16 protein-coding genes are annotated in these 16,937 nt (G+C 57.9%); 5 read left to right on the top strand and 11 right to left on the bottom strand.

Annotated features, from left to right (window positions below; translation table 11 throughout):
- Positions 1-135 precede the first annotated feature (135 nt).
- Both arcD and PSH88_RS14705 read left to right on the top strand, forming a co-directional pair.
- A complete protein-coding gene (gene arcD, locus PSH88_RS14710; protein WP_305421168.1) occupies positions 136-1,629 on the top strand; it encodes an arginine-ornithine antiporter in 1,494 nt (497 codons plus the stop codon).
- A 77-nt stretch (positions 1,630-1,706) separates the two neighbouring features.
- Positions 1,707-2,249: an Hsp20/alpha crystallin family protein gene (locus PSH88_RS14705; protein WP_305421167.1), complete on the top strand. Its 543-nt coding sequence runs from the start codon at positions 1,707-1,709 to the stop codon at positions 2,247-2,249.
- A 68-nt stretch (positions 2,250-2,317) separates the two neighbouring features.
- Here PSH88_RS14705 and polX read toward each other — a convergent pair whose 3' ends face one another.
- Positions 2,318-4,126 carry a DNA polymerase/3'-5' exonuclease PolX gene (gene polX, locus PSH88_RS14700; RefSeq protein ID WP_305421166.1) on the bottom strand — a complete coding sequence of 603 codons (1,809 nt, stop codon included), beginning with the start codon at positions 4,124-4,126 and terminating at the stop codon, positions 2,318-2,320.
- A gap of 290 nt (positions 4,127-4,416) precedes the next feature.
- Between polX and PSH88_RS14695 the strand changes: the two genes are divergently transcribed.
- A complete protein-coding gene (locus PSH88_RS14695; RefSeq protein ID WP_305421165.1) occupies positions 4,417-5,784 on the top strand; it encodes an erythromycin esterase family protein in 1,368 nt (455 codons plus the stop codon).
- Positions 5,785-5,816: 32 nt separating this feature from the next.
- Here the strand turns inward: PSH88_RS14695 and PSH88_RS14690 are convergent, their stop codons facing one another.
- The 10 genes from PSH88_RS14690 to PSH88_RS14645 all read right to left on the bottom strand — a co-directional run bounded on the left by PSH88_RS14690 (position 5,817) and on the right by PSH88_RS14645 (position 14,523).
- The gene (locus PSH88_RS14690; RefSeq protein WP_305421164.1) at positions 5,817-6,467 is read right to left on the bottom strand and encodes a dienelactone hydrolase family protein; all 651 of its coding nucleotides are present in this window, start codon (positions 6,465-6,467) and stop codon (positions 5,817-5,819) included.
- A 150-nt stretch (positions 6,468-6,617) separates the two neighbouring features.
- On the bottom strand, positions 6,618-6,923 hold the full coding sequence (locus PSH88_RS14685; protein WP_305421163.1) for a DUF2933 domain-containing protein: 306 nt from the start codon (positions 6,921-6,923) through the stop codon (positions 6,618-6,620).
- 30 nt (positions 6,924-6,953) lie between these two features.
- Complete coding sequence (locus PSH88_RS14680; RefSeq protein ID WP_305421162.1) at positions 6,954-7,172, bottom strand: hypothetical protein; 219 nt, start codon at positions 7,170-7,172, stop codon at positions 6,954-6,956.
- Complete coding sequence (locus tag PSH88_RS14675) at positions 7,169-9,352, bottom strand: heavy metal translocating P-type ATPase (protein WP_305483560.1); 2,184 nt, start codon at positions 9,350-9,352, stop codon at positions 7,169-7,171. The genes PSH88_RS14680 and PSH88_RS14675 overlap by 4 nt, the downstream gene beginning before the upstream one ends.
- A gap of 25 nt (positions 9,353-9,377) precedes the next feature.
- A complete protein-coding gene (locus tag PSH88_RS14670) occupies positions 9,378-9,647 on the bottom strand; it encodes a DUF5676 family membrane protein (RefSeq protein WP_205890508.1) in 270 nt (89 codons plus the stop codon).
- Positions 9,644-10,330, bottom strand: coding sequence for a methyltransferase family protein (locus tag PSH88_RS14665; protein WP_305421155.1), 687 nt, complete (start codon positions 10,328-10,330; stop codon positions 9,644-9,646). Before PSH88_RS14665 ends, PSH88_RS14670 begins: the two co-directional genes overlap by 4 nt.
- 88 nt (positions 10,331-10,418) lie before the next feature.
- Positions 10,419-10,826, bottom strand: coding sequence for a hypothetical protein (locus tag PSH88_RS14660; protein ID WP_305421153.1), 408 nt, complete (start codon positions 10,824-10,826; stop codon positions 10,419-10,421).
- Positions 10,827-10,930: 104 nt separating this feature from the next.
- Complete coding sequence (locus PSH88_RS14655) at positions 10,931-11,326, bottom strand: hypothetical protein (RefSeq protein WP_305421151.1); 396 nt, start codon at positions 11,324-11,326, stop codon at positions 10,931-10,933.
- A 926-nt stretch (positions 11,327-12,252) separates the two neighbouring features.
- Positions 12,253-12,450 carry a YbdD/YjiX family protein gene (locus tag PSH88_RS14650; protein WP_007900300.1) on the bottom strand — a complete coding sequence of 66 codons (198 nt, stop codon included), beginning with the start codon at positions 12,448-12,450 and terminating at the stop codon, positions 12,253-12,255.
- A gap of 15 nt (positions 12,451-12,465) precedes the next feature.
- Positions 12,466-14,523, bottom strand: a complete 2,058-nt coding sequence (locus PSH88_RS14645) for a carbon starvation CstA family protein (protein WP_305421145.1) — start codon at positions 14,521-14,523, stop codon at positions 12,466-12,468.
- A gap of 380 nt (positions 14,524-14,903) precedes the next feature.
- Here PSH88_RS14645 and PSH88_RS14640 point away from each other — a divergent pair, with 380 nt between their 5' ends.
- The gene (locus PSH88_RS14640) at positions 14,904-16,265 is read left to right on the top strand and encodes a cache domain-containing protein (protein WP_305421143.1); all 1,362 of its coding nucleotides are present in this window, start codon (positions 14,904-14,906) and stop codon (positions 16,263-16,265) included.
- 34 nt (positions 16,266-16,299) lie between these two features.
- Complete coding sequence (locus PSH88_RS14635) at positions 16,300-16,932, top strand: response regulator (protein WP_305421141.1); 633 nt, start codon at positions 16,300-16,302, stop codon at positions 16,930-16,932.
- Positions 16,933-16,937: the final 5 nt, after the last annotated feature.

Here is a 16,937-nt window from a genome sequence, read left to right as displayed (position 1 = left end):
GGACAAAATCGCTGTCTGCTTTCTTTCTGATTTAAATCAAACAGCCAGGGGCCGTTCACGTAGACATTTAGAGTCAGCGTTCATACCGCCGTATCTGCGGTCAGCGCTCATTCTTTCGTTTCGTGGAGGCCTGACATGGCGACTCATCTGCACGGCACGCAACCGATTCTCCCGCCGACTGCCCCCCAACCCTTGGCCGGTAGCTGGCGACAACTGGAGCCTAAACGCCTGTCCCTGAGCCTGCTGACGGCTCTGGTGATCGGCTCGATGATCGGCAGCGGCATTTTCAGCCTGCCGCAAAACATGGCCGCCAGTGCGGGTGCCGGCGCCATCCTGATTGGCTGGCTGATCACCGGCGTCGGCATGCTGTCGCTGGCACTGGTTTATCAAACCTTGTCCAGCCGTCAACCGACCCTGGACAACGGCGTGTTTGCCTATGCCCGGGCGTTGGGCGGTGAGTTCCTCGGCTTCAACTCCGCTTGGGGTTATTGGATCAGCGCCTGGGTCGGCAACGTCAGTTACATGGTGATTCTGTTTTCCGCGCTGAGTTTTTTCTTCCCGCTGTTTGGCGAAGGCAACAACAAAGCGGCGATTGTCGGGGCGTCCGTGGTGCTCTGGTCATTGCACTGGATGATCCTGCGGGGCATGCGCACCGCGGCCAAAGCCAACGCCCTGACCACACTGGCCAAAGTCGTGCCCTTGCTGCTGTTTATCGGGCTGGTGATCGCGGCCTTCCAGCGTAAAACCTTCATGGCCGACTTCTGGGGTTCTCCTGCACTGGGCAGCACGCTGGATCAGGTCAAAAGCACCATGCTGGTGACCGTCTGGGTGTTCATCGGGATCGAGGGTGCCAACGTGTTTTCCGCCCGTGCGGCCGAACGCGTCAACGTCGGCCGCGCCACCGTTATCGGTTTCGTCATTACCCTGTTGCTGCTGATTGCGGTGTCCCTGTTATCGCTGGGCATTCTCGGACAACCGGAGCTGGCGACCCTGAAAAACCCTTCGATGGCGGGGGTACTTGAGGCAGTTGTCGGGCCGTGGGGTGCGATGTTGATCAGCATCGGCTTGATCATTTCAGTCGGTGGCGCCCTGCTCGCCTGGACGCTGTTGGCAGCCGAATCGATATTCACCCCCGCCAAGGAAAAGGTCATGCCGGGTACGCTCGCGGTGGAGAGCACCCGTGGCGTGCCCGCCAATGCGCTGTGGATCACCAACGGCTGCATACAGCTGTTCCTGCTGCTGACGCTGTACTCGAGCGCCACTTACCTGACCCTGATTTCCCTGGCCACTTCGATGATTCTGCTGCCGTACCTGTTCAGCGGTTTGTACGCATTGAAACTGACCTGGCAGGGCCAGACCTACGCCGGCCACCGAGGCCTGCAACTGCGCGACATGGTCATTGCCTCGGTCGCCACGCTGTATTGCCTGTGGTTGCTGTATGCCGCCGGGCCTAAATACATGTTGCTCAGCGCGTTGCTCTACGCCCCCGGCTCGTTGATTTACCTGGGCACCCTGAAGGCTCGCCAGGGGCAAGCGCTCAACGGCCCCGAGACGGGACTGTTGATCATTATCTGGGTGGCGGCAGCCATCGCCGGCTGGATGTTGTGGTCCGGAACATTGGCCTTGTGAGGATGTTCTTGTTTTGTCGTGGTGGGCCGCAAAACCAATGTTTCGGCTCACCTTATTCGCCAAGAGGAGAAAAGAAAATGAGCAACTCCGTGAAGAAAGTACCCGTTCATACCGAAGCGAAAACCGCTCTGCGCCCAAAGACAAATGATCTGATGCGCCCCTTCGAAAAGCTTCGGCAACAGGTCGACCATCTGTTCGAAGACTTCAGTCTTGGCTCAGGATTGTCGCTGTTCAACCGTGGACTGTTCGATGTCGAACCCTTGTGGGGTCGGGAATTGATCGGTCAGAGCATGCCTGCAGTAGACATCGTCGAGAAAGATAAAAGCTTCGAAATCACTGCCGAACTACCCGGCATGGATCAGAAGAACATTGAGATCAAGCTGTCCAATGGCAGCCTGATAATCAAAGGGGAAAAACAAGAAGAGAAAGAGGAAAAAAAGAAAGGCTACTATCTTAGCGAACGTAGCTATGGCTCCTTCGAACGGATGTTCAACCTGCCCAAAGAGGTGGATGCCGATAAGATCGAAGCCAGTTACAGCAAAGGCGTACTGAGCATCTCGTTGCCAAAAAAACCTGAAGCACTGAAGGCTGACAAGGTCGTGCCGATCAAAGGCAGCTAAGTCCCGGGCCTGCCCCTTGTCGGGAAACCGACAAGGGGTTTTTTATGGGTGCCGGACAACCTCGCCCTTCATCCCCTGAACGTTGTGGGGCTCTTAATGACCAACCAAGCCTTGAGCTCGGTCAGCGAGCGGGTATTGATCACGTTGTGTTTTTCCAGCCAGCCACGGCGTGCCTGAGCGACGCCATAACGCAAGTTGGCGAAATCAGCGGTGCGGTGTGCATCTGAATTGACGCTGATCAGCACACCTTCATCCTTGGCGTATTGGCACTGCAGGTCGAACAGATCCATGCGTGGCGGTTGCGCGTTGAGTTCCAGGCAGCAACCGCGCTGAGCGGCAGCCTTGATGATTGCCGGCAGGTCCAGGTTCAGCGGGTCGCGTTCATTGATCAGGCGACACAGGGGGTGGGCCAGGATGGTGAAGTAGCGATGATCCATGGCCCTCAGAAGGCGTTGGGTCTGTTGACGCAGCGTCAGGCCGAAATGACTGTGGACGGCGCCCACCACCAGATCCAGACGTCCCAGAATATCGTCGGGTAAATCCAGGTTGCCGTCTTCGAGAATGTCCACCTCGATACCCTTGAGCAACGTCATGCCCTGCAAGCGGCTGTTAAGCGCATCGATTTGGTCGATCTGCTTCAACAATTGCTCGACACCCAGCCCATGGGCCACCCTGAGGGACTGTGAATGGTCGGTGATCGCCAGGTATTCCAGCCCGGCCCCCTGGGCCGCCAACGCCATCTCTTCCAGGCTGTTGCCTCCATCCGAAGCGTGGGTATGCGCATGAAGGTCGCCTTTGAGGTCGGTCAGCTCAATCAGCCCAGGCAAATGGCCGGCCAATGCCGCAGCGACTTCGCCACGGTCTTCGCGCAGTTCCGGCGTGATCCACGGCAAGCCCAATGCCTGATAGACCGATACCTCGGTGGTGCTGGCCAGGCGATTTTTGGCTCGGAACACGCCATATTCATTGAGCTTGAGCCCCAGCTTCTGAGCCCTCTGACGAATCGCGATGTTATGTGCCTTGCTGCCGGTGAAATACACCAGTGCAGCGCCATACACCGCCGGCTCGACGATACGCACATCCACTTGCATGCCTGAGTTCAGCATGACGCTTGCACGCGCATGCCCCTTGACCAGCACGGTGGAAATGTCCGGATGGCTGATGAACTGCGTGGTGACATCCACCGAAGGCGCTGCCACCACCAGAATATCGATGTCGCCGACGGTGTCGCGCATACGCCGCAGGCTTCCGGCAGTGGTTGCTTGCTCGACACCTGGAATCTGCTGCAGGTATTCGGTCAGTCTGCGCGCCATCGGCTCAACCAAAGCCAATGGCAAACGGCGATCCTTTCCGATCCCCTTCTGCGCGGCGCTCAACAGCCGCGCCTCCATCCGCTCACCGAAGCCGGGCAAATGGCGAATGCGGCCCTGTTGAGCGGCCAGACAGAGTTGCTGCGCAGTTTCGATACCCAGGTCATGATAAAGGTTTTTGACGCGCCTGGGTCCCAACCCGGCAATGGAAAGCAGCCCGACCAGCCCGGGTGGCAATGTCGAACGCAACCGTTGGCGTAGCGAGCAATCACCGGTGGTCACGATTTCATTGATCTTTCCGGCAAGATCAACCCCGATCCCGGTCAGTTTGGGTAATGCCTCGCCACGAGAAAGGGTTTTCGCCACGTCAAAGGTCAACGCCCTCAAGGTCCGTGCTGCATTGCGGTAAGCCCGGATCCGGAAGGGATTGGCGTCTTCGATGTCCAGCAGGTCAGCGACTTCATCAAAAACCGCAGCGATATGATCATTGTCGATCACCTGACTGCCACTGGGCAGGGGCGGCAAGACTGCCGAAGGTGCCTGCAAAGGCACGACGGTGTGCTTCATGGCGTGATTCCCATCGCACAGGCTTTATGAAATCAGCATTACCGATCCAGCCTTCCCGGCATTGATATAAGTCAGACAGCAACCGGACACTCATCGGCCACTTCGTGCACCGACTATTGATAAAACTCAAATGGTCGACTGCATTCAGGCGTAGGAATGATTGAAGAGGCGATACAGGCCCGCGACGTCGAATGGATCGAAACAACCCCGTGCGAGCCCTGCCCTGACAGTCGACGTGATGCCGCGCCGCATCGCACGTCGGGCAATCCACCCTTATGGGGATGACGTTCATGAACACACCTTCCCAAAACATGCTGGACCACCTGTACGGCACGCATACCCACATAGACGAGGCCTCGATCGTTCCGCTCTTGCGTCAATACGCCGACCCCCTGCCGGAACTGAATTCACCAGCCTTTGGTGAGATGTTCGACCGCTACGCGGATGCACGCGTGGTGATGATCGGTGAAGCCAGCCATGGCACCAGTGATTTCTATCGGACCCGGGCCGCGATTACCCAACGGCTGATCGAGCAGCACGGGTTCAATATCGTGGCCGTTGAAGCAGACTGGCCAGACGCCGGTCATGTGGACCGTTATGCCCGGGGGCTGGCGCGCTCGGCCTGGGCACGACACATTTTCAGCCGGTTCCCGACCTGGATGTGGCGCAACACCGATGTGAAAGCGTTCACCCATTGGCTGCATCAGTACAACCACCAACACGCGCCTGAACAGCGCGTCGAGTTTCGCGGTCTGGACGTTTACAGCTTGCGCAACTCCATCCACGAGGTTCTGAGCTATCTGGACCGTGTCGATCCGCAGCTGGCACATGAAGCACGGCGTCGCTATGGCTGCTTAACCCCGTGGCAGGATGATCCTGCACTGTACGGCCACTTTGTCGAACGCGACGGCATCATGCCCTGCGAACATGCGGTGGTCGAACAGCTCAATGCCATGTTGGCCGAGCAACTGACCGGGGCTATCAAGGACGATGAGGCGTTTTTCGATGCAACCCAGAACGCCCGGGTCATCCAGGCGGCGGAACAATATTACCGAGCGATTTATCGAGGTTCGACCGCCTCCTGGAACCTGCGTGACAGGCACATGTTCGACACATTACGTGCGCTGCTCGAACACCGAGGCCCGCAAGCCAAGGCCGTGGTATGGGCGCACAACTCGCATATCGGCAATGCGGCCGCGACAGAGATGGGCTGGAAAGGTCAGTTCAATATCGGTCAGCTGTGCCGCAGTGCCTATGGGCGCGATGTGGTGCTGATCGGCATGAGCACCGACCGTGGCCAGGTGGCCGCAGCCGATGACTGGGATGGCGAGATGCTTATCAAGGACATCCGGCCGTCCCGGCCAGACAGTTGGGAGCGCCAGTTCCTCGACGCCGGCGTCCCGGCTTCATTGACCGACTGGCGGGATCCACAGCGAAAAGAGCTGCGCCGGGCCCTGTCCAAACCGCTGCTGGAGCGGGCCATCGGTGTGATCTATCGACCCGCCAGCGAGCGTAGCAGCCATTACTTCGAATCAGTGCTGAGCGAACAATTCGACGCCATGGTCTGGATTGAACAGACGCAACCGGTAACCGCGTTGCCCCTGCCGAAAAGCCAGGCGCTGGAACCGGAAGACGAAACCTTTCCATTTGGCATATGACAGGCCAGACGGTGGTTGTCTGAGTGGGATGACTACCGTCGCAAATACTGCTCGAACCAGTCGCCCGCCAGTCTGGCGACTTCTTCGAGGGTTCCTGCTTCTTCAAAAAGATGCGTCGCGCCCGCCACCACTTCCAGACGCTGCTCGCACTGCAGGGCGCGACTGCTTTGCACATTGAGTTTGAGCACCACCGGATCCAGCTCACCGACAATCTGCAAGGTCGGCGCCTTCACGCGAGGCAGCGCCGCACCCGCAAGATCGGTCCGCCCTCCTCGGCTCACCACCGCATGCACCACGTCCGACCGCTCGGCCGCGGCCAATAACGCCGCCGCAGCACCGGTGCTTGCGCCGAACAATCCGATCGGTAGCGGTTGCAGTTCGGCGTCCCGAGCAATCCAGTCGATCACCTTCACCAGTCGGTTGGACAGCAGCGCAATATTGAAACGCAATTCCCGGGTCTGGTTGTCCAGGTACTGCTCCGGCTCCGTGAGCAGATCGAACAGCAATGTCCCCAGCCCCCGCTCAGCCAGAGACCGTGCAACTTGTTGATTACGCGGGCTTGAACGACCGCTCCCGCTGCCATGAACGAACACCACCAGGCCGCCAGCGTTCATTGGCAGACGCAGGTCAGCGGACAGTTCCACGCTTCCCAGGTCCAGCTTTCGATAGCGAAGCTCAAACATTGGAGTTCTCCTGACCGGAAACACGCGTACCGGATGCTCTGCGCCAGCCCGTTGCAAAAGATCGGGCTCAATGATGACCCGAACCTAGACCGCCAGAACGCTGCAGGGCACCTGATACAGAAATGGCATGACTCAAATACGACGAATCGCTTATACAGGGCGATCGGGATATTTCGCCTTGTTATCGGGTAAACCCTCATGCTCCTGACGGGTGTGCTGATGGTCACAGCAGCTGCTATGTTCACCACGTTCACCGTGTTCATGTCCGCCATGCCCATGCCCACGATGCATGAAAAAATGCATCAATGGACAGGCCAGTAATAGCAGGAATGGCAAATACGGAATGACGTGGGCCCTGTGCTCGGTGAACAGGAAATAACCAACGATGGCAAGGAAGCCTAAAAAGTACCAGTTGGTGCCCCTTGCGCGGTGCTGGGGCAAATTATGTTGATTCATGACGGCACTCCTTGGAGGTCGGATTAAGTGTCAAGGCAGTTTCTTCCTTTCCAGTTGGCGACGAGCCTCGGCCATGTCCTTATCGAATTGGCGGACTCCGCGAAAAAGTTGCACCCCGACCAAGACCGGGCACACTAGAAAAATCGCGGCGATGGCCAACGATTTGCCAGTCAGCCCCAACAGGTAAACCACCGTTGCGATACCCACAACACTCACCAGGAGGCAGATAATCAGAACTTCGCGCTTCATGATTTGGCCTCCTGACTTAAGCCAATACGGGCACGTTTGAGCAGCGCGGAGTTGGCGATTACCGACAAGGAGCTGAGTGCCATAGCGGCGGCGGCAATGATGGGATTCAGCAGACCGAACGCCGCAATTGGAATGCCGATACTGTTGTAGATGAATGCCCAGAACAGGTTCTGTTTAATCTTGACCATGGTTGCGCGTGACAGCTTGATCGCGGTGACTACGTCGCGTACATCGTTCTTGAGCAGGATGATGCCGCCGGTTTCCTTGGCGACATCGGAACCCGAGCCGATGGCGATGCCGATGTCCGCGGTGGCCAGGGCAGGCGCATCGTTGACACCATCACCCACCATTGCCACGACCTGCCCTTCGTTTTGCAATTGACGGATCACTGCGACCTTGTCGTTCGGCAAGACCTCGGCAATCACGCGCTCGATACCCACCTGGCGTGCAACCGCTTCGGCAGTACGGTGGTTGTCACCGCTCAGCAGCACAATCTTGATGCCGCTTGCCTGCAACGCCGCAACGGCTTCAGCCGCCTCAGGTTTAATGGTATCGGCCACAGCAATCACACCGACCAAACGGTCGTCGACTCCGACCAGCATGGCGGTCTTGCCATCGGCTTCCAGACGGATGAGGTGCTCCTCGGCAGCCTCGGTCGAAATGCCTTGGCGGGCGAATAAACGCCGGTTGCCCAGCCAGAGGGTGCGATTGTCGATTCTGCCTTCGATGCCGTGACCGGCGATCCCATTGATGTCGCTCGCTTTCGGCAGGCTGATATCGCGATGCCGAGCGGCGCGCACTATCGCTGCACCAAGCGGGTGTTCTGAACCGGACTCCACGGCGGCGGCGAGCATCAAAACCTCGTGTTCCGACGCTGTGCCTAGCGAAATCACATCGGTGACGTTGGGTTCTCCCCGGGTAATCGTGCCGGTTTTGTCGAACACCACCGTACTGAGTTTTTCTGCTCGCTCCAGCACTTCGCCGCCGCGAATCAGGATGCCGTTATCGGCCCCCTTGCCAACACCAACCATTAACGCGGCGGGCGTCGCCACGCCCAGGGCGCACGGGCAGGAAATGATCAGCACCGCGATAAAGGCCAACAGCCCTTGCGGAAAACTCCCCGCAACAGACCAGCCGATCAGGGCCAGTATCGCGACCGTCACCACCGCAGGCACAAAGTAGCCCGTGACTTGATCGGCCAACCGCTGGATCTGTGCCGTGCTGGTCTGTGCCTCCTCAACCATCCTGATGATCTGCGCCAGTGCGGTATCGGCACCGATCCTGCTCGCCTTGAAAGTGAGCACCCCACTGCCATTGAGCGTCCCTCCGATCACCGGACTGCCCGGGTGTTTGTCGACCGGCATCGACTCGCCGGTCAGCATGGACTCATCCACCGTTGACTGACCTTCACTGACATCACCATCGGTGGGGATTTTCTCGCCAGGCTTGACCACCAGAAACTCGCCGGCCATGACGTTTTCAGCGGGCAAGTCGACCTCTTGCCCGTCACGAATCACATGCGCGATCGCAGGCTTGAGATCGAGTAAGCGCCGTACCGCCGCAGAGGATTTTCTCTTGATGATCTCCTCCATGTACCTGCCAAGCAGTACGAAGGCGATGATCACCGCCGACACCTCGAAATAGACGTCGCGCTCGGCGACCTTGACGGGCAGGACGTCCGGGAAGAACAACACCGCGACACTATAGAAATAGGCGACCGACGTGCCGAGGGCGATCAGAAAATCCATGTTGATGCTACGGGTGCGAATGGCGTTCCACGCCCCCTTATAGAAACTCCAGCCACCGATGAACTGCACCGGTGTTACCAGCAGGAATAGCCAGATACCCCACGTGAACCAAGGGAGTGCCGGGATCGGCACCCACGTCAGCAATGTGGCACCCGCGGCCAGCGCGATGAAGGCGCCCGCACGCAGCAGCGCCAAGGCCAGTACTCCGGTCAGGGCAATAGTCACGCGGGTTTTCATCGCCTTCAGTTCATTTTCTGGCGACTCGAAGATGCGCAGGCAGCTATCGCTGCAAAAGTAATAGGTGCGCCCGCCACGTTCTCGTGACAACGCCATGGTCGTATCAACCATCATCCCGCAGATCGGATCCTTCGCCATTTTCCCTGATGCAAGCGCCTGCTGGTGCTGGCTGTGCTGCATGTGTGATTCGCTCATCGCGGCCTCCTACTCGAAGCGGCTATCAAGGCCTGCCATGGAGCTTGGCGGACAGCCACGCAAACAAGGTACCGACCACCGCGCCCCATACACTCAAGACCAGCAGTGGTCCGACGAAAGTCGTCACACTGTAGTCTTGCGGAGCTTGAAGACGACCGAAGTCGAGTCCATGAAACAAGGCGTTGAGAAAGGCAATACCCTGCGCCGGCCATAGCGCATAGAGCAACGCACAGATAGTGTAGGAAATGGCCATGGTCAAGGCCAGAGAAATGCCGGTTTTCCAGGGAGCGTTCATGGTTGTTTTCCTGAGCTTGGAGGGACACCAGTAGGCGTGTTGGGGCTATGAGGGGTTGACCAGGGCAGGAAAGCCGGAGTTTGTTCACAGTAAGTTCGGTAGGCATCACCGAAGTGCACAAGCATCTCCCGCTCTTCGCGCTTCGCCAGCCTGGCGTAGACCAACAGCAGAATTGGAAACATTGTCAGGGTGATCAATGTCGGCCATTGCAGCAAAAAGCCAAACATGATCAGCACGAAGCCGACGTACTGCGGGTGACGGATCCGGGCATAGGGTCCGTCGAGTGCCAGTTGGCCAGTGCTTTGGGCCTTGTAGAGCACACGCCAGGCGGCCGCTAATAACCAGAAGCCGCCGGCGATCAGCAGGTTGCTGACAATGTGGAATGGACCCCAGTGTGGATTGACCTCCCACCCCATCACTGTTTCGAGCAAATGCCCAGCGTCGTGCGAGAGGAAGTCGATGCCAGGGAAGTAACGAGTGAGCCAAGGCATCAACAGGTAGATCGTCAGCGGGAAACCGTACATCTCGGTAAACAGCGCCACCAGGAATGCCGAGAACATACCGAATGAGCGCCAGTCGCGGCTCGTCCTGGGCCGGGTGAAACTGAAGGCAAACAAGATAAACACCAATGAATTAATGATAACCAGTGACCAGAGGCCGTAGGCCGATTCAGTATGGTTCATGGTGAGTGCTCCTTAACAACACACACATCGGACGGGTGCGGTCTGCAGTCACCAGAACCAGGTAATTTGCAGCAGCGCTACCGCACATTTATTGTTTCATTGGCATTTCCATCATGGACGACTGCTGCTCCATCATTTGCATCATCATGCCCATCATCCCTTTGCCTGCGCCGTCCTTGGCACCAGGCATACCCATACAACCCATTGCACTCTGCTCGTTGCTCATCATGGCCATGCTGTCCTTCATCGCTTTCATGCCTTCTTGCAAGGCGGCGTGGCGCTCGGCGGGAGTTTTAGCCGCTGCCGCTTTGTCATGTGCAGCCTGCATTTTCTCCATTTGCTCGGTCATGGCTTTAGTCACGGCCGTCGACATTGGAGCAGTGCTCTCAGTTGCGTCGCCTGGTGCGTCAGCTGGATGATGCGCATCCTCGGCAGAGGCCATGAGTGCAACGCTGGCCAAGACGGCAGCCAGAACGAATTTAGAATGCTTATGCATGATGTACTCCTGAGGTTGTGAGTGGATAAGCAGGAATAACTGAAACACGAAAAAGCGGCGCAGCAGGAAGGAGCAACCAGTGCTCTGCCACGCTGAGGTAGGGGTTAATCGTTGAGACGGACGAAAATCAGGCGGGCTGGGCCTTCTGGCGGTGCGGGGCGCGTCAGCGCAAGAGCGGCAAAGGAGGATTTTTCCTTGGGATTAAGCACCATTAATACTGCCGCAGTTAACAGCAAAAGGGCGGCCCACTGGATGGGGTTCAATGCGGGTGTCTGCAATGCAGGTTTTATCGCCGTGGCAGTGTCCTCACAGTTTTGAAGGCAACCACTGGTATGGAGAGCATGCCCATCCACCACGTACTGCTCGGCATGGTGTGGCGCGGCTAAATTGTGATTCGGCTGCACCAAACAACCCTGGATTGCCATCACGGCCACAGCTAACACCCATACCACGAGGGTGAGGTGCAATAGGCTTCGGCGGTGACGGCGGAACCAGTACATGAAGCACAACCTCGACTTATTACGTCGGATTAATTTTCAGTGTAGCTAGCAAAGCAATGAAGATGTTGATCAAAGTCAAACCAATGGATGGAAGAAACTGCCACCGGCTAAGCCAGCAAAGTAGATGCTTGCTGGCTTTTTTTGATCGAGGAGTGCGTTCTACGTTAACTCAGGACGTACTCCTAAGCCTTGCCTTTTAGCCTATCGCTTGCGGCTGATGGTAGAGCTGATGGTTTTGCCCTGGGGAATCAAGCACCGTCTGCGTGCAAGCCTCGCGATACTGGAGGTCTGGGTGATATGCCAACCGGTAGATGCCCAGACAATGCAGCTTCGCGTATGGCCGGCAAGTCATGAGGCGCATCAATCCGAGCCTTGAGCAGCCTGACGAATGACTCGGCTTCACCAAGGCTATTGAAACCCGCCTCCCAAGCGTCCATATGCACCGACCAACGATTCCTTGAATGCTGTTTATGTATTTCAATGATCATCACAAGTCCTCTGTTCGCCCCCATTCGGGGTATGGGAAAACGGCCTCCCTGCTAACAGATTGCAGATGTCTTACTGTGTATGGCGATTTCTTCTGCCCCCCAAATAAAAGCGGCGCATTACGTTTCATGAATCAATACAGACTGCGCCGGATAACAGTCGAAAGGTTGATCATGGTCAAGAATCCGGGCTTTTGGCGCCCATTGACGTGACCACACGTCGGACACCAGTACCGTGTTCCCCCTGGTCATTTCCACGGCTGTAAGGAGGTTGAGTCCCCAGCCAATCGTTGGCAAACCACCTGCAACGCCATTCCAAACTACAGGCAATCGCGCAGACGATCGCAATAAAAAACCCGGCTTGCCGACAGTAGCGTCTCGAAGATCGCTATCACCGGCAGTCCGGGCTCCTAAAGCAAAATGCCGCTTAAATGTTTCGTATCAACAGCACTTCGGTCCCGCCTTGCTGCCGTAACGAGCCTCCTGACGTTCGCGAAAGAACACCTCATAGCTCATCACCGGTTTGTCCGGGTGTTTGGTTTGCATATGCTCAACGTAAGTGTCGTAGTCAGGCATGCCAACCATCAAGCGTGCAGCCTGACCGAGGTATTTACCAAGGCGACTCAGGTCATTGAACATGGGCACCCTCCTCCATCAAGCATCCGGCAGAGCCTGGAATGGCGCTTCTTTATCCGTACGTTCTTTCGTGCCCCAGGCGGCGATACCGACCTTGAGTGCAAAAAACAGGATGCTGAACACCACGAGCAAAAACAGCGCCGTCAGCGTTGCGTTGGTGTAGGCGTTGTAGATCACATGCTGCATCTGCTCGATGCTCTTGGCCGGCGCCAGGACCTGACCGTTGGCCAACGCATCGCTGTATTTCTTCGCCAGCGCCAGGAAACCGATCGCCGGGTTGGCGTCGAACAGTTTGATGAAGCCTGCGGTGGTGGTGCAGATCAGCAGCCAGACCGCTGGCAGCATGGTCACCCAGACGTAGCGTTGGCGTTTCATTTTGATCAGCACAACGGTCGCCAGCATCAGCGCGATGCCGGCCAGCATCTGGTTGGAGATACCGAACAGCGGCCACAAGGTGTTGATGCCACCTAGCGGGTCGATCACGCCTTGGTACAGCAGGTAACCCCACATCGCCACGCAACCGGCGGTCGCGATCAGGTTGGCGGTCCAGGATTCGGTGCGTTTGAGCGCCGGCACGAAGGAGCCGAGCAAGTCCTGCAGCATGAAACGCCCGGCACGGGTACCGGCATCCACCGCAGTCAGGATGAACAGCGCTTCGAACAGGATCGCGAAGTGGTACCAGAACGCCATGGTGTTTTCACCCGGCAGAAGTTGATGCAGGATCTGCGCGATACCGACCGCCAGGGTCGGTGCACCGCCGGCACGGGCCAGGATGGTGGTTTCACCGATGTCCTTGGCCACCGTTTGCAGGGCTTCCGGGGTAATTGCAAACCCCCAACTGCTGACCGTTTGAGCCACCGAAACAGTATCGGAGCCTACAAGGGCTGCGGGGCTGTTCATGGCGAAGTACACGCCTGGCTCGATCACCGACGCAGCCACCATCGCCATGATGGCGACGAAGGACTCCATCAGCATGCCGCCGTAACCGATGTAACGGGCATGGCCTTCATTGGCAAGCAACTTCGGCGTGGTGCCGGAAGCAATCAATGCGTGGAAACCGGACACCGCGCCACAGGCAATGGTGATGAACAGGAACGGGAACAACCCACCTTTCCATACCGGCCCGGTGCCGTCGATGAACTGGGTCAATGCCGGCATCTTCAGGTCGGGCATGGTGATCAGGATGCCGATCGCCAGCGCAACGATGGTGCCGATTTTGAGGAAGGTGGACAGGTAATCACGCGGCGCCAGAATCAGCCATACCGGCAACACTGCGGCGACGAAACCGTAACCGATCAGCATCCAGGTGATCTGGATTCCGGTGAAGGTAAAGGCTTTGGCCCACACTGGGTCAGCGGCAATCTGCCCGCCCAGCCAGATAGAACCCAGCAGCAACGCCACGCCGATCACCGAGATTTCACCGATGCGGCCCGGGCGGATGTAGCGCATGTAGATGCCCATGAACATCGCGATCGGGATGGTCGCCATCACGGTAAAGATGCCCCACGGGCTTTCGGCCAGGGCCTTGACCACGATCAGCGCCAGCACCGCGAGGATGATGATCATGATCAGGAAGCAGCCGAACAGCGCGATGGTCCCGGGAATCCGGCCCATTTCTTCACGAACCATGTCGCCCAGGGAGCGGCCGTTGCGGCGGGTGGACAGGAACAGGACCATGAAGTCCTGAACCGCACCGGCCAGCACCACGCCGGCAATCAGCCACAGCGTACCGGGCAGGTAGCCCATCTGCGCCGCCAACACCGGACCGACCAGCGGCCCCGCGCCAGCGATGGCCGCAAAGTGGTGACCGAAAAGCACGTGTTTGTTGGTCGGCACGTAGTCCAGACCATCATTATTGAGTACGGCGGGAGTGGCTCGATTGGGATCGAGTTGCATCACCTTGGTGGCGATGAACAGGCTGTAATAGCGGTATGCGACCAGATAAATTGCGACTGCTGCGACTACGATCCAGAGGGCGTTAATGGCTTCGCCGCGGCGCAGGGCCACGACACTTAGCGCAAACGCTCCCAGGACAGCCACGGCAAACCAGGCGAGGTGTTTAGCCAGACGGGGCATAGCGTGTCTCCTGCCGACAGCCAGTGGCTGCGGCGGTAATTATTATAATTGTGTCCGCATTGCGGAGCGGGCCCAATATCCGCCCATGCTGTCGACAAATAAATCCGCGTTACTACGTACGTGGCATCTACGTAGTTCTACGTAGATGCCGCCGATGCAAAACCCGTGGGAGCGGGCTTGCCCGCGATAGCGGTCTGTCAGTCAACGATGATGTTGAATGTACCGGCCTCTTCGCGGGCAAGCCCGCTCCCACGGGGTTTGCATACTCCTGACTGACATCACCGCCGCAGGTCATTCTGTCCAGCACTGCTACTGGAGGCGCGCATCTTTGGCATATGATGCCGGGCCATCGCCTTCCCTCGGTCTGGCCAGGAGTAGAGATGCAGCTCAAACACAAAATCGTCGCGCTCGGGATTCTTCCGCTGGTGTTGGCGATCGCGGTCATCTGCGCGCTGGTGATTTCCCTGAACCGTCAACTGGGTGATCAACAGGCGCAACTGATCGAAGACAGCATTCTGGCCAGTAAGCGCGCAGAACTGAAAAACTACGTCGAAATGGCGCAGAGCCTGATCGCGCCGCTATACGACAACGGCCGGGGGGACGCGCGTGCTCAGCAACAAGTGCTCGAAGAACTGCGCAAGCTCAGCTTTGGCATCAACGGCTACTTCTTCGTCTACGACCGCGAGGGTCGCAGCCTGATGCACGCGCGCCAGTCAGAACTGGTGGGCAAATACCTGTGGGACATGACGGATCCTCACGGTTTACCAGTGATCCAGGCGCTGCTCAAAAGTGCGCAATCCGGCGAAGGCTTTCAACGTTACGCCTGGAACAAACCCTCTTCCGGCCAAGTGACCGACAAGCTTGCCTACGTGGTGATGCTGGACCGTTGGGGCTGGATGCTCGGCACTGGCATCTACCTTGAAGACGTCGAACGCGCCACCCAACAAGCGCGTGCTGAGGTGGCTCAGGGTATCCGCAAAACCATGCTGGCGATCGCCGCGGTGGCCCTTGTGGCAGTGCTGTTTGTCTTCGCCAGCGGCATGACGCTGAATGTCAGTGAACATCGCCTGGCCGACAAAAAACTCCAGCGCCTGACCCAACGCATCGTCAGCCTGCAGGAGGAAGAGCGATCCCGGGTTTCCCGAGAGCTGCACGACGGCATCAGCCAGCTACTGGTCTCTATCAAGTTTCAGTTCGAACTGGCCAGCCATGTGTTGGAGAACGGGCAAGACAAGGGTTTGAGCATTTTAAGAGACGCCACGGAACGACTGGGGGATGCGATCGGCGAGGTTCGCAGCCTCTCCCACGACCTGCGCTCGTCGCTGCTCGACACCCTCGGCCTGCCGGCGGCGATCGGTCAACTCGCCGCCGAGTTCGAGCAACGCAGCGGTCTTGTCGTGACCTTCAACGATAACGAATTCGATTGTCACCTGGCCGATGGCGCCGCCGCCTCGCTGTTTCGCATTGTGCAAGAAGGCCTGACCAATATCGAACGCCACGCACAAGCGAAAAACGTCATCATTACCCTGCACGGTTCTGAAAAATCCGTACGCTTGACGGTGGTCGATGACGGTATCGGTTTCAACGTCGCCCAGGTCGAACGTCGTCACGCCGGCATTGGCCTGCGTAATATCCGTGAGCGTGTCGAACATTTTGGCGGTCGATTCGACCTGACATCGATGCCGGGAAGAAGTGAGCTGGACGTGCTGCTGCCGATGAAACTGCCCGGTACGGAACGCTGACTCACCCCCATAACAATTAGAGTGAATGCCTGCGATGAACCTGCCCTACCCGATCCGCGTCGCCCTGGTCGACGATCACTCCCTGGTCCGCGACGGAATCAAATCGCTGCTGGCGGTCATGGCGCAGCTGGAAGTGGTGGGAGAAGCCGAGAATGGCGCCGATGCCATTGAGATGGTCGGGCGTTGCCAGCCGGATCTGTTGTTGGTCGATATCAGCCTGAAGGACATCAACGGCCTCGAACTGACCCGGTTGTTACGCAGCCAGTACCCATCGCTCAAAGTGCTGGTGCTGAGCATGTACGACAACTATGAATACGTGAGTGAATCCGTTCGTTCGGGTGCCAGCGGCTATGTGCTGAAGAACGCGCCTTCACGGGAAATCATTGCGGCGATCGAAGCCATTGTCAGTGGCGGGACGTTCTACAGTGCCGAAATCGCGCAGCGGCTCATTGCCGATAAAAGTACCGACAATGAGCTGACTCCGCGCGAAAGCCAGGTGCTGTACAAGATGGCTCAGGGGCTGAACAACAAGGAAATGGCTCGCGAACTGGACATCAGTGTCCGGACGGTAGAAACCCATCGCCTGAGCATCCGTCGCAAGCTCAACATCGACAAACCCGCCGCCCTCGTAAAGTACGCGATCGATCACGGAATCATTTCCCGTTAGAGGCG

Origin of the sequence: Pseudomonas wuhanensis (assembly GCF_030687395.1) — a bacterium.
Taxonomy (GTDB): Bacteria; Pseudomonadota; Gammaproteobacteria; order Pseudomonadales; family Pseudomonadaceae; genus Aquipseudomonas; species Aquipseudomonas wuhanensis.
The sequence above is the reverse complement of the archived record's forward strand: the minus strand, read 5'-3'. Positions and strand labels throughout refer to the sequence as shown.